Origin of the sequence: Corynebacterium segmentosum, from assembly GCF_900637825.1 — a bacterium.
GTDB lineage: Bacteria > Actinomycetota > Actinomycetes > Mycobacteriales > Mycobacteriaceae > Corynebacterium > Corynebacterium accolens.
In genome coordinates this window covers 625062-637372 of sequence record NZ_LR134408.1, presented here as the reverse complement: position 1 = coordinate 637372, position 12311 = coordinate 625062, and the positions used below count along the sequence as shown (strand labels likewise).

17 protein-coding genes are annotated in these 12311 nt (G+C 60.4%); 8 read left to right on the top strand and 9 right to left on the bottom strand.

Annotated elements, in window-relative coordinates:
- Positions 1-10 precede the first annotated feature (10 nt).
- The 3 genes from EL217_RS03170 to EL217_RS03160 form a co-directional block, all read right to left on the bottom strand.
- Positions 11-799: a hypothetical protein gene (locus EL217_RS03170; protein WP_005277551.1), complete on the bottom strand. Its 789-nt coding sequence runs from the start codon at positions 797-799 to the stop codon at positions 11-13.
- A gap of 10 nt (positions 800-809) precedes the next feature.
- Positions 810-1763, bottom strand: a complete 954-nt coding sequence (locus tag EL217_RS03165) for a DUF3152 domain-containing protein (protein WP_126318541.1) — start codon at positions 1761-1763, stop codon at positions 810-812.
- A gap of 66 nt (positions 1764-1829) precedes the next feature.
- On the bottom strand, positions 1830-2054 hold the full coding sequence (locus EL217_RS03160) for a DUF3107 domain-containing protein (protein WP_005277549.1): 225 nt from the start codon (positions 2052-2054) through the stop codon (positions 1830-1832).
- A 74-nt stretch (positions 2055-2128) separates the two neighbouring features.
- On the opposite strand from EL217_RS03160, the gene EL217_RS03155 reads away from it, so the two are divergent.
- A complete protein-coding gene (locus EL217_RS03155; RefSeq protein WP_126318539.1) occupies positions 2129-3487 on the top strand; it encodes a DEAD/DEAH box helicase in 1359 nt (452 codons plus the stop codon).
- Positions 3484-4722, top strand: a complete 1239-nt coding sequence (locus EL217_RS03150) for a hypothetical protein (RefSeq protein ID WP_126318537.1) — start codon at positions 3484-3486, stop codon at positions 4720-4722. Before EL217_RS03155 ends, EL217_RS03150 begins: the two co-directional genes overlap by 4 nt.
- Positions 4723-4772: 50 nt before the next feature.
- Here the strand turns inward: EL217_RS03150 and EL217_RS03145 are convergent, their stop codons facing one another.
- Positions 4773-5252, bottom strand: a complete 480-nt coding sequence (locus EL217_RS03145; RefSeq protein ID WP_232018383.1) for a hypothetical protein — start codon at positions 5250-5252, stop codon at positions 4773-4775.
- A gap of 517 nt (positions 5253-5769) precedes the next feature.
- On the opposite strand from EL217_RS03145, the gene EL217_RS03140 reads away from it, so the two are divergent.
- Together EL217_RS03140 and EL217_RS11465 are read left to right on the top strand one after the other, a co-directional pair.
- Complete coding sequence (locus EL217_RS03140) at positions 5770-6030, top strand: WhiB family transcriptional regulator (RefSeq protein WP_126318533.1); 261 nt, start codon at positions 5770-5772, stop codon at positions 6028-6030.
- 105 nt (positions 6031-6135) lie between these two features.
- The gene (locus tag EL217_RS11465) at positions 6136-6210 is read left to right on the top strand and encodes a 50S ribosomal protein bL37 (RefSeq protein ID WP_369707509.1); all 75 of its coding nucleotides are present in this window, start codon (positions 6136-6138) and stop codon (positions 6208-6210) included.
- Positions 6211-6366: 156 nt separating this feature from the next.
- Here the strand turns inward: EL217_RS11465 and EL217_RS03135 are convergent, their stop codons facing one another.
- Positions 6367-6639 (bottom strand): anti-sigma factor, encoded by a 273-nt coding sequence (locus tag EL217_RS03135; RefSeq protein ID WP_005281801.1) that lies wholly within the window; start codon positions 6637-6639, stop codon positions 6367-6369.
- On the bottom strand, positions 6639-7241 hold the full coding sequence (locus tag EL217_RS03130; protein WP_005277540.1) for a sigma-70 family RNA polymerase sigma factor: 603 nt from the start codon (positions 7239-7241) through the stop codon (positions 6639-6641). Before EL217_RS03130 ends, EL217_RS03135 begins: the two co-directional genes overlap by 1 nt.
- Positions 7242-7277: 36 nt before the next feature.
- Here EL217_RS03130 and ybaK point away from each other — a divergent pair, with 36 nt between their 5' ends.
- A complete protein-coding gene (gene ybaK / locus EL217_RS03125; RefSeq protein ID WP_126318531.1) occupies positions 7278-7784 on the top strand; it encodes a Cys-tRNA(Pro) deacylase in 507 nt (168 codons plus the stop codon).
- Here ybaK and EL217_RS03120 read toward each other — a convergent pair.
- Complete coding sequence (locus EL217_RS03120) at positions 7767-8417, bottom strand: SOS response-associated peptidase (RefSeq protein ID WP_126318529.1); 651 nt, start codon at positions 8415-8417, stop codon at positions 7767-7769. The genes ybaK and EL217_RS03120 overlap by 18 nt on opposite strands.
- Between EL217_RS03120 and aroA the strand changes: the two genes are divergently transcribed.
- Positions 8416-9717, top strand: a complete 1302-nt coding sequence (gene aroA, locus EL217_RS03115; protein WP_126318527.1) for a 3-phosphoshikimate 1-carboxyvinyltransferase — start codon at positions 8416-8418, stop codon at positions 9715-9717. The two genes, EL217_RS03120 and aroA, sit on opposite strands and share 2 nt — an antisense overlap.
- Complete coding sequence (rsgA, locus tag EL217_RS03110) at positions 9710-10744, top strand: ribosome small subunit-dependent GTPase A (RefSeq protein WP_126318525.1); 1035 nt, start codon at positions 9710-9712, stop codon at positions 10742-10744. Before aroA ends, rsgA begins: the two co-directional genes overlap by 8 nt.
- A 6-nt stretch (positions 10745-10750) precedes the next feature.
- On the opposite strand, the gene EL217_RS03105 is transcribed toward rsgA, so the two are convergent.
- Together EL217_RS03105 and EL217_RS03100 are read right to left on the bottom strand one after the other, a co-directional pair.
- Positions 10751-11227, bottom strand: coding sequence for a DUF6912 family protein (locus EL217_RS03105; protein ID WP_126320018.1), 477 nt, complete (start codon positions 11225-11227; stop codon positions 10751-10753).
- A 38-nt stretch (positions 11228-11265) separates the two neighbouring features.
- Positions 11266-11676 carry an HAD family hydrolase gene (locus EL217_RS03100; RefSeq protein WP_126318523.1) on the bottom strand — a complete coding sequence of 137 codons (411 nt, stop codon included), beginning with the start codon at positions 11674-11676 and terminating at the stop codon, positions 11266-11268.
- Between the two features lie 177 nt (positions 11677-11853).
- Here EL217_RS03100 and EL217_RS03095 point away from each other — a divergent pair, with 177 nt between their 5' ends.
- Positions 11854-12237, top strand: coding sequence for a hypothetical protein (locus tag EL217_RS03095; protein WP_023028441.1), 384 nt, complete (start codon positions 11854-11856; stop codon positions 12235-12237).
- Positions 12238-12311 lie beyond the last annotated feature (74 nt).

Genomic DNA, 12311 nt, shown 5'->3' with positions numbered 1-12311 from the left:
GGATTGTAAGTCACCGCCCCAGTATCGCAGATGCCCTAGACACAAGAAACTGTTCTACCCGCTCAATATTAGAACGCACATTCGAGCGCGACCGCGGATTCAGATCATTGATATGCCGGCGGTAAGACACCGCCCGCAGCAAAAGCTCCTGCATGCCCGGCACGTGGCCAAACCGCTGGCAGATATCATCATCTACCACCTGTGCGATCAAACCGTCCACGATCACGAGCGCTGCGCTCCACCCCGCCGGGCGGGCAGATTGGCTCGGCACGAGATCCACGATTCCCGGTGGGTGCGCGCCATAAAAGACCGTGGTGGTCAGCAGAGCGGTATGAGCGGTGACCAAGGGGACATCGGCAAGCGCGGCCTTATCGTAGGCCTCCCCCGTCTCCGCCCAGGCGGTGCGCTCCGCGCGGGCAAAGGCATCATCGCGGTGCGCCCCCGGCGGCGCAGGTGCATTGGCCATGGCATCGTCCAAGCGCAAGGCCGTCTGCGCCGCTTCATCGATGCGCCCGGTGACCTCGCCGGGAAGGAACTGCGTCGCCTTCCACCCGGCCGCGGTATGGCGCCCGTCGCTCGCGAGAACCGGCCTCGATACCCGCGCGCCCGGCACGCTGAGCCTTTCGCGCACCTTGGCAGACCACGCCGCGAAAGGGCCGGCCTGGGAGTAGACAACGTCTCCCACCTTGATGCCGTTATCCCAAACCGGGCCCAGCTGATCGCCTTGGGCCCGGCGCGACCCTGTCGCTCCGGTCTCCGCGTGGAAGGCGCTTAAAACATGCTCTGGGGGAAGCGGCATCCAGTACTCCTTATTGGGGTTGGTGGGGATCCTTGTGCTCCGGATTGGGATATGGCCACGGGTTAGGCTCGCAGGTCACATCCTCATCAGGATAGACCTCCTTGGGATTGCGGTCATGCAATTGTTTATTGTTCAAGCTCAGCGTCTGCTGCATCATCACCGGGGCCAATTTGCCCTCGCCGCCGCATTGCTGGTGGGAGGCATAGCCAATGGCGTGGCCCAATTCGTGATTGATGACGTACTGGCGGTAATTGCCCAAATCGCCCTCAAAAGGCGTGGCTCCGCGTACCCACCGCGCCTCATTGATGATGGTGGTGGATTCGCCGGTAAACATGGTGTGGCAGGAGGTTTCCGTTTCGATCTTCTCACCACACCGCTCCGCGGCCGTACCTAATGAGGTCAGCTGGATGCGAGTATCGGGATCGTCTGCGGAGGCAACGTGCTCGAATTCGAAGTCACCTTGGGCGGTCCACCCGCGTGGATCCGCAAGGGTTGCCTCCACCATTGCGGCAAAGGCATCATCGCCGCCGTAGGGAGCGGTATTAAGTCCATCTTCTACCTCGATGGAATAGCGGACCTTCTTCTCGCCGCCTTCACCGGCTACAGCACCGGGGCGGCCGATTCCGTGGAAAGTACCCTTTCCCTTTTTGGTGAAGTCACTTCCAGGGGGCATCTCACTAATCTCGCGCTCTACCGCCTCCGCATTTGCGGGATCCGGGCCCGTGAGATCTTCGTGGGTAGGAGTGGCGGCGGCGGTAGTTTCCGCACTGGATGCATCGCCATTGTCATCGCCCGAAGAGCCAGACGCGATATCCACAATCACCCAGACGGTAAGCAGCACCATCACGGGGATAGCCACCACACGCCACCAGCCGTAGCGGTGGGCGAACCGGACCACCGGGTTCGGGTGATCCGGAATTCGCCTATGGCCCTGCTGAGCCTTGCGATTCTGCCTACTTTCCATAGGCATTGAGGATACCCGGTTGCTTATTCACACACTGAATTAGCAAACCTTTAGAAAGCCCCAAGCTTAGGCGCCGGCGAAACCGACGGACTGCTTCTTCGCGGCACCAACCTCGACGTACACCACGCGGTCCGTGCGCACGAGGTACTTGCGGCCCTTGTCATCTTCTAGCTCCAACGTGGAGTTTTCCGCCAAGGCGCTATTAATCTTTTTCGTCAGCTCCGCCTGCTCGCCGGTGGTGCTAATGATCAGCTCGCGCGGGGTATCTGCAAAACCAAACTTGATATCCATAAAAATTATCCTCCTCTAACGAGAATTTTACATGCCAATGGCCCCACTATAACCATCCCGGCTACTATCAAGGTGTGTCTGTCATAAAAACCCAGCCACCGACCTTCGCGGAACTCGGCGTCGCCGCCGAAATCTGCGATGGGCTCGCTGACCGTGGCATCGCGCGAACCTTTGCAATCCAGGAATTAACCCTGCCCATTGCGCTCAATGGCCAAGACCTCATTGGCCAGGCGCGCACCGGCATGGGCAAGACCTTTGGCTTTGGCGTACCGCTGCTCGATCGCGTTTTTGATGACGCGGATATTGCCCCACCGGATGGGACGCCGCGGGCTCTCATCGTCGTGCCCACCCGCGAGCTAGCCCAGCAGGTCACCGCTGATCTGCAGGACGCGGCCGCACACCTGCCGGTCCGCCTCGCTGCCATCTACGGCGGGCGCCCCTATGAGGAGCAAATTAAGCTCCTCCAGCGCGGCGTTGATGTGGTCATCGGCACGCCAGGCCGCCTGCTCGATCTGCATGAACGCGGCGATCTGGTCCTGCGCCACGTCGCCATCGTGGTGCTCGATGAAGCCGATGAGATGCTGGACCTTGGCTTTTTGCCCTCCATAGAGGCGATTTTGGAAGCGCTTGATGGCAATGCGCACCAAACAATGCTGTTTTCTGCCACCATGCCGGGCGCCATCTTGAACCTATCGCGCCAGTTCATGCATAAGCCCGTACACATCCGGGCCGAATCGGATGCGGATGAGGTCACGCACGAAACCACCCGCAAGGTCACCTTCCAGGCCCACCGCATGGATAAGGTGCCGGTCATCGCGCATATCCTGCAGGCCCAAGGCCGGGGGCGCAGCATCATCTTTACCCGCACCAAACGCTCGGCGGCGCAATTAGCCGATGACCTTGCTGAGCGCGGCTTCCGCGTCGGCGCCGTGCACGGTGACTTGGGCCAAAAGTCCCGGGAGAAGTCCCTGCAGGCCTTCCGCTCGGGCGAGGTGGATATCCTCGTCGCCACCGATATCGCCGCGCGTGGCATCGATGTCGATGATGTAACCCATGTCATCAACTACCAGGTTCCCGATGATCCCATGACGTTTATCCACCGCATCGGGCGCACCGGCCGCGCAGGGCATACCGGCACCGCCGTTACCCTCGTAGGCTACGATGAGCTGGCCAAATGGCAGGTCATCAACGATGATCTGGGCCTAGATTCGGCCACGCCGCCGCAGTGGTTCTCCACCTCCCCGGAGCTTGCCCAGGCGCTGTCCATCCCCGCTGGTGTGCAGGAAAAGGTGGGGCCTGCCACCAGCGTGATTGGCCAGCTTCCGGCGCATCAGCGGTCCGCGGGACAGACCCAATCCCGGTCCCAGTCGCGGTCGCGGTCCCGTTCCGGAGCTCGGCGCGGTAATGGCACGCCCCGAGGAGGGCGCCGATGACTAAGGCCCCCATCTTGCGGGCAACCGCGGCGGATTGGAAGGCCACCGGCATTATCGGCGCTATCTGCGCCGTCGCGGTGGGCGGCGCGGTCGCCACCGCCAATATCCACCAGGCTGACCTGCACCAAGAGGCGGTTCCTGGGGAAGGTGATGCCACTGTGCTTGCCGATGTCCCCTCCTCCCTCACTACCGCCTACAGCCTGCCCAACCAGTCCGTACCCGGCCAATACCGCGCCATTTCCGCCCACGGGTTGAGCATTAGCCACGATGGCGATGTGCTCACTGCCACCAATGGCGACGGTTCCACGGCTTGGACCTATTCCCGCAGTGATGCCGAGATCTGCTCGCTATCGACCGCCTGGGGCAAGGTGGTTGCCACCTATCGCACGGGCGTGGGCTGCGGGGATACGGTTGCCATCGATGCGGCGACGGGCGAATATGACTCCACCCGCAGCGCTATTAATTCCCCGGATGTTGTACCCGTGCAATCCAATGACCGGGTAGGGACCGTTTCTGCCGGGCGAATCGATCTGTGGCGCTCAGATCTCGTGCGCACCGTGGAATACGGCGACGTAGAGGCCAAGCAGGAGGCGCAGAAGCAACCGCACGAGGAGTGCACCATTTCTTCGGCGTTGACGCGTACCGAGAATCTCGCGCTGACGGAATCATGCCCGGAAGAACCTCACACCACCTGGTTAAGGTTTCAAACCACCACCCCGGAAGACTCCCGGGAACCAGAAATGGACGTGGATGTCTCCGTCGATCGCGATGGAGCGCGGCTTATCGCGGTGGGCCAAGACGCCGCCGCGGTCTATATCCCCGGCCCAGAACCCCGCATTGAGTCCTACAACAACCAGGGCGACAAGCTTTCTTCTACCCCCGTAAAGCCTTCCGACGCCATCGATTCCGGCACAAGCCCTTTCGCCCCGGCCGTTGCGGATCTCCCGCACCACATGACGTGGTTTGATGGGCAGCGCCTCTACCTTTTAACCCCCAGTGATTTGCGGATCGATCACGTCATTGACGGCGCCATCGGCACCCCAATTTCAGTGGCTGGGCGCATGCTGATGCCCACCGAAAAGGGCATATCAGTGGTGGACTGGTCTACCGGTGAGGTACTGCGCGAAATTGCCGTCGACCGCGGAGATTACCGCGGTCCTGTCCACCTCACGTTAGCGGGCGAGACCATTGTAGAAACCCGCGGCGATACCGTCGTTGGCCTCAGCGGCGACTAAGCGAGTGCCACTCGCTGCTCCCGCGCGAATGGCCCAAACGCGAGTGACCCTTAGAAATTCGAGGCGGCCCACTCCGAGGACTCGCGCCTAAACATCAAGAGATAAAGCACCGCAACCGCGCTTAACAGGGTGATAGTCCCCAGTACCGGGGATCCACCGCTATACATTTGAAACGCGCTCGCGCCCAAGATGAGCTCTACGAGGACTACGGCGCCTCTTCCCCATCGCTTTCCCTTCACCATGGCCCAGGCGCCTGCGATGACAAAGCCAAAGACGATGAAGATAAAGATGGCGGTGCCAAGCCCCACAAAGCTTCCCGATCCGGAATCAGAAACCATAGAGTCATTTTCCGCGCCCATCGCTTCGCGCACGATGAGGAAAATACCAAAACAAATAACCGCGATGGATTGCACCGTGGCAATGCCAGCGCCTATCAGCACCGACTGCGGGGCACTATCCGGTGCCGGCGCGGGCGCTGCCGCCTTATCTCGCTGCTGTTTATTTACCTGGCGTTTGTTCTGCTTAGACACAAAGCCACAGTCTACTAATCCGGCGTGAATTTTTTCTGTGCCACCCACGGCAAGGCCTCGATGTTTCCTGCACTAGCGCGGGGGCAAGGGGCTGAGCTGGGAGATTTGACGGTCTCTTCCTCACCACACTCACAACATAGCACCTATAGCTGCAGCTCACGGCGATTCTCACAGGCTTCTTTAAAATTTGATTTTAACATTTATGGCCCCCACACTGCGCCTATTTGCGTGATGTTAACCACAATTTAGCCTTTAACCCTAGCGGCGATCGGGTAAACATGTCATGATTCTCTAGTAGCAAAAAGAAAGAGGGCGTAAACCTCTTCTTAACCTGGAGGAAACTTCAGGCAACAACACCGTGAACCATAGGCGGCGGCGACGCTGGCCCGACCTCGAGACCGGGCCCCACTGCTAGCAGACCAGTTCACACACCACCTAAAAATCAAGGTGCTTTCCTGCCCCGCACGGATTGCGCTCGTATTTACTGCTGTCAAAAATTTGTTAGGAGATATCAATCATGGATTGGCGCCACGAAGCCGTTTGCCGCGACGAAGACCCAGAGCTGTTCTTCCCAGTAGGTAACTCTGGCCCTGCTCTTACCCAGATCGCTAAGGCCAAGCTGGTCTGCAACCGCTGCCCCGTCGCTACTTCCTGCCTCAACTGGGCACTCGAGTCCGGCCTCGATGCCGGCGTCTGGGGCGGCCTGTCTGAAGAGGAGCGCCGCGCCCTCAAGCGTCGCCGCAACCGCGGCCGCGGCCGTTCCCGCGTGTCCGCCTAAAAGCACAGACCCGGGAAACCTAAACCCCTACCCCAATTTTCGTTTCGGCGCCCTTAGCCGCTACAGTTGAATAAAGTTCAGAAACCCTCAACGAAGGAGTGCGCAATGAGCAAGCGTGGTCGCAAGCGCAAGGATCGCCGCAAGAAGGCCGCTAATCACGGCAAGCGTCCTGGCGCATAACGTACAGCAAACATAAAGCCCGGCTTAGTTGGCAGTGCATTTCAGCACTACCCAGCCGGGCTTTTGCTATATCTAAGTTAAGATCTAAACAAGAAATTTCTGCACCCCAGGAACCCAGAAGCCTCCAGAGGTTTTCGTAGCTCTGAAGGGCGCTTCTTACCAGCGGGATTCGATCTCCGTAATTTCTACCGAGATGCGGCGGCGCAGCGATTGCGGTGCCTTAGCTTGGCCGGCACAGCAATTGCGCACGAGGGAGCGGACGAGTTCTTCGCGCTCTAGGCGTTGCTGGCAAAAATCGCATTGGGCGATGTGCTCGCGGATGGCTAAAGCGCGGGCGTAGGTCGTGGATTCATCGAGAAGCTCGCAAAATAGGTTGTGTACCTCAGTGGAGCTGCACGCACCACAGTTCTTTCCGGTTGCGCCTTCCATTACTTGTCCTCCATGTCCGGGTGTTCTAATCCAATTCCTTGTTCACGTGCTACGTCCTTCAACGCCTTGCGGAGCATTTTTCTTCCACGGTGAAGGCGAGACATCACCGTTCCCAATGGAGTATCCATGATTTCGGCGATTTCTTTGTACGCTAAGCCCTCCACATCGGAGTAGTAGACCACCATCCGGTAGTCTTCCGGCAAGTCATTAATGGCCTGCGAAATGGACCTATCCGGCATCTCTTTAAGCGCTGCCACCTCGGCGGATTCCAACCCGGTGGAATCGTGTCCCGCGGTGGTATAGAGCTGAAAATCACTCAGATCATCGGCAGAAGACTCGGTAGGGCGCCGCTTCGCCTTGCGATAAGAGTTGATGTAGTTATTGGTCATGATGCGATACAGCCATGCCTTCAGGTTCGTTCCCTGCTTAAAGGAATGAAAGGACTTATAGGCCTTCAGATAGGTCTCTTGCACCAAGTCTTCCGCGTCTTGCGGGTTTCGCGTCATGCGCAGCGCGCCGCCATAGAGCTGATCGAGCAGCGGGAGCGCTTCCTTTTCAAAGCGGCGCTGCAGCTCCTTCTCGCTCACTGTTTCTTTAACCACACAATCTATCCTAACGTCTCACGCTAAAATTCCTATATGGCCAAAAAGTCCCCGCATGCCGCTACCCCGGCACTGAAAGTCATCGAAGATGCCGGAGTCAAACACTCCGTATCCACCTTCGAGGCGGGCAAGGATCACTTTGGTGATCACGCCGCGGCGGCCTTAGACGTAGAACCCGAACGCGTGCTGAAAACGCTCATCATTGATCTCACCGCGGGCAAAGGTCCGCGCCGTGAGTTGGCGGTGTGCGTGATTCCCACCACGCACCATTTAAGCCTCAAGAAGGCCGCCGCTGCCCTTGGCGTATCTAAGGCCGCCATGGCGCAGGTGCACGATGCTGAGAAATCCTCAGGCTACGTGCACGGCGGCATTTCCCCGCTCGGGCAAAAGAACGCGCTGCCCACGGTGATCGAGGAATCCTCGGTGCTTTTCGATACTGTCTTTATCTCCGGCGGCCGCCGCGGCCTAGATATCGAGCTCAACGCAGAAGACCTCGCGCACTTGTGCGGGGCAGACTTTGCCGATCTACTGGCGGATGAGTAGCTCCGGATAGTCATTAGAGACAGTCCCCACGGCCTTGTCCACAGCGTGGTACTCAAACCCTCGCAGGCCCGTGGGCACTAGCAGCTCCTTGGCCTCCTCGGCGCTACCCTCGAGCCAGGTGCGCATCTCCTCCGGCGCCAAGAATCGCGGCAACCTGTGGTGCAGCCACTCCATCTCTTCGGTAGCCGCGGTGGTCACGATGGTGGCAGAGAGCCGGTCCAACCCGGTATCCCAGAGCCCCGCGGCCCACAGCAGTCCCTGGTCTGGGTGGACGTAGTACGGCGTCTTGGTGGAGCCATCCTTGTGCCACTCGTAATAGCCGTTCATGGGGATAAGGCAGCGCTGGGATTTAAAGGCGGTGCGAAAAGACGGCTTGCTCGCCACCGTTTCTGCCCGGGCATTAAAAAGCGGCGGGCCATCTAGGTCTTTCTTCCACTGCGGCAAGAGCGCCCACCGCGCGGGATCGACTTCCGCTAGCTCCTCGCGCACGCGCACGATGGGAATGGGCTGAGTCGGGGCAATATTATATCGGGGCCCGGGCGTACCCTGTGGGGCGTGGACTTCCTGGATTCCCGGGAGGTTTCCCACCTCATCGAGAAGGGACTCGGTAAAAAGAACGAATCTTCCGCACATGGCCTCTATTATGGACACTATGTCTCAACCTTGGACCGCCCCGCTGGCTACCAGCCCCGTTACGGGGGAACACCAGGTGCCTGGATCGAAATCGATTACCAATCGCGCCTTCATCTTGGCCGCGCTGGCTAATTCTCCGTCTATCCTGCACGCCCCGCTGGTTTCGCGCGATACGCAGCTGATGGAGGATGCGCTCAGCGCCATGGGGGTTCGCTTCACCCATGAGGGGGCCGATATCCACGTCCAGCCGGGAAAGCTGCACGGTGCCACGGTGGATTGCGGGCTGGCCGGCACCGTGATGCGCTTTGTGCCACCGGTCGCGGCGCTGGCGGATGGCCCGGTGCGCGTCGATGGCGATAAGCAGGCCTATAACCGCCCCATGTCCACGACGCTGGATGCGCTGCGCAGCCTCGGCGTTGATGTAAAAGGCGATAGCCTGCCCTTTACGGTGTCCGCCAACGGCGTACCAGAAGGCGGGAAGGTCACCATCGATGCTTCTGGTTCTTCCCAGTTCGTCTCCGGCCTGCTGCTGAGCGGGGCACGTTTTTCCCAGGGCATCCAGCTCACCCACGAGGGCGGCCAACTGCCGTCCATGCCGCACGTGGAAATGACGGTGGGCATGCTACGCCAGGCGGGCGTGCGCGTGGATTCGGATGGCACGACGTGGACGGTGCATCCCGGCCCCATTGCCGGGCGCGAATGGTTCATTGAGCCGGATCTCTCCAATGCCACGCCGTTCCTCGCCGCAGCGGCGGTCACCGGCGGGCGCCTGACCATCAAGAATTGGCCGGCGAATACCACCCAGCCGGGCGATGCCATCCGCCATATCCTGCTGGATATGGGCGTGATGGTAACCCAGGAGCACAATAGCGTCACAGCAGAGGGCAACCCGGCGGGAAGGCTGCAGGGCATCGAGCGCAATATGGGCGATATCGGGGAGCTTACCCCCACAGTTGCGGCCCTGTGCGCGCTCGCGGAAACGCCGTCCCGACTCACGGGCATTGCCCACCTGCGCGGCCACGAGACCGACCGTTTGCAGGCACTCGCGGCGAATATCAATGCGCTGGGCGGCAGGGTCACCGAGCTTGACGATGGCCTGGTGATCGAACCCGCCGAGCTCCACGGCGGCAATTGGCCGTGCTATGCCGATCACCGCATGGCCACCGCCGGTGCCATTCTGGGTTTGAAAGTCCCTGATATCCAGATTGAGGATATTTCCACCACCTCCAAGACCTTGCCCGGTTTCGCCCGCATGTGGGAGACGATGCTGCACCCCGACCAACAGGATTTACATGGCTAGACGTTTCGGTTCCTTTGATGAATCTGATGTGCGCGTGCGCCCCGGCAAGGGCTCGCGCCCGCGCACCAAGGATCGTCCCAAGCACAAAAATGCCAAATACGGAATGGTAATCACCAAGGACCGCGGGCGGTGGGGCGTCGCGCTTGACGATGGCCCCCACGTCACCGCCATGCGCGCCCGCGAGCTGGGCCGCACCGCCATCGAGGTCGGTGACCGCGTCGGCGTGGTTGGTGATACCTCTGGTGCGAAGGACACGCTGGCGCGCATCGTCAAGCTGGCGGATCGCACCTCCGTGCTGCGTCGCACCGCCGATGACACGGATCCGTATGAGCGCATCGTGGTGGCCAATGCCGATCAATTGCTGATCGTTTCTGCCGTGGCCGACCCGCCCCCGCGGTCCGGTTTTGTCGAGCGCGCCTTGATTGCCGCGTTCGTGGGCAACCTCCACCCCATCTTGTGCCTTACCAAGACGGATCTCGCGGACCCGACGCCGTTTGCAGAAGAGTTCGCCGACCTAGATGTCACGGTGGTCGAGGCCGGGGTCGAGGATGGCTTGGAAGCCGTGCGCGCGCAGGTAGATGGCCATATTACCGCGCTCATCGGGCATTCCGGGGTGGGCAAATCTACGCTGGTCAATCGGCTGGTCCCAGATGCGGAAAGGGAAACGGGGGAAGTATCGGGCATCGGCAAGGGCCGGCATACCTCGACGCAATCGGTGGCCCTCCCCTTGCCCACCGACGCTCCTAGCACCGACTCCCAGGGCGGCTGGATCATCGATACGCCGGGCATTCGCTCCTTTGGGCTGGCACACGTGGACGCGGATACCGTCCTCGGCGTTTTCGAGGACCTCGCCGCGGCTATTGAGGAATGCCCGCGCGGCTGTACGCACGCGGGGCCACCGGCGGATCCCGAATGCAGGCTCGATGATCCAGAGATCATCCCCGAAGGCACCGCTACCGCCCGCCGCCGCGATGCGGTACGCGGGCTGCTGCAAGCCCTGCGCACCAACGTGGAGTGGGAAAACTAGCGCGGCTTAAAGCAATTCCACGAGGAAGGGCAGCTCCGTGGGGTGGTAGAAGGCCATGAAGTTATCCAGGGCATCTCCCACCGCGAGCTCCGCGTCCTCATCGCCGAGGTCAGCGGAATCAATGGCCTCGATGGCCTTGGCGGTTGCCTCTTCGGATTCTTCAATATCTACGTGAATGGCGGCGAGGTTATCGGTGCCAAACTGCGCTGGCTGGAGCTCTACCACCGGCTCGCCCATATCTGGGCGCGGGGTGACTGCAGCGTCATCAACGTCGATGGAAATGACCACGCGACGGTGCGGGAACTTCTCCTCATCCCCAATGGTCAACAGGCGCAGCGAGGCCATGGAGGCCTCGAGGAAGGCGGAGTAGGCGATCTCTTCTTCATCGCCTGCGGTATAAAAATCGCGCAGGGCTGGGGTGACCATGAATCCCCACCCAGAGCGCGCCGCGAGCGTACCGGTTTCTGCGAGCTCCGCCAGCATGGCATAGGTCGCCGGAATATAGACGCGGGCTTCAGCCACTAAAATTCCCCTTCAATATCGAATACGGCTTGAATTTCTACAGACACGCGGTCGAAGCTGGTGTACAAGAAACCGATCATCCCGGCATCGACGGCGGCGCGCACGTTGAGGATCGAATCATCGACCATGACGCAATCGCTCAAGGGCAGCTCGAGGGTATCGGCAGCCGCTTGGAAGGCCGCAACCTCCGGTTTTTCCGCCCCGATTTCGCCAGACAACACCACGGCATCGACGTTGCCGCGGTATTCCCACTCGCGAATGTGCTCGGCTCCGGAACCACCCGGGTCATTAGACAAGATAGCGGTTGCGGCACCATTTGCCTTCGCCGCAGATAGCAGAGCCTTCCAGCGGCGATTGTCCTCTTCAGCGCCATCGAGGACGCCGACATAGTCAACGATGAGACCACGCATAATTTTTAATCCTTCAGTACACGAATTCTTTGTAACTCCCGAAAGTATAGCGAACTGCGCTTATATTCTCGCCCGCCTCATACAGGAAACTGCCAGAAATAGCGCGCGCAGCGCCCCCATGAGATAATTATCACGCGTTCGCCTCCCTGCCCTTTTCGCAGGAGCACTCATTTCACCATGTATGAGCCCATTCCCGGCTACTCTCATCTCAAGCTATATATCGCCCCGCACCGCATCCATTACGGCCGCCTGCCCACTACGGCCGAGGTTGCCGTCCAGCACCATATCCAAGCCTGGGTCGTCTTTATCCTTGAGGTCGCCGCCGGCTACCGCCCCATTGCCCACCTCAATTCCCCGCGCTTTTCGGATTCCATCCGCCTGCATATCGGCTCTTGGGTGCACCGCCGGGAAAGCCCCTATGACACCGATGCCCTGCGCCTTACCAGCCTGCACGCGCGGCCTAATGGCGAATACTTCGGTTCCGCGGTCATCGGCACCCAGCGCCACGCCTTTACCGGCTCCGCCACAGACCAGGGCCTGCGCTCGTTTCGGCTGCTCTAAAACTGACCGCACCCTCCCTCTTTCACCCACCGCGCGAGGGCCGGAGGAAAAGGAAGGGGCGCAAAAGAGCGCGG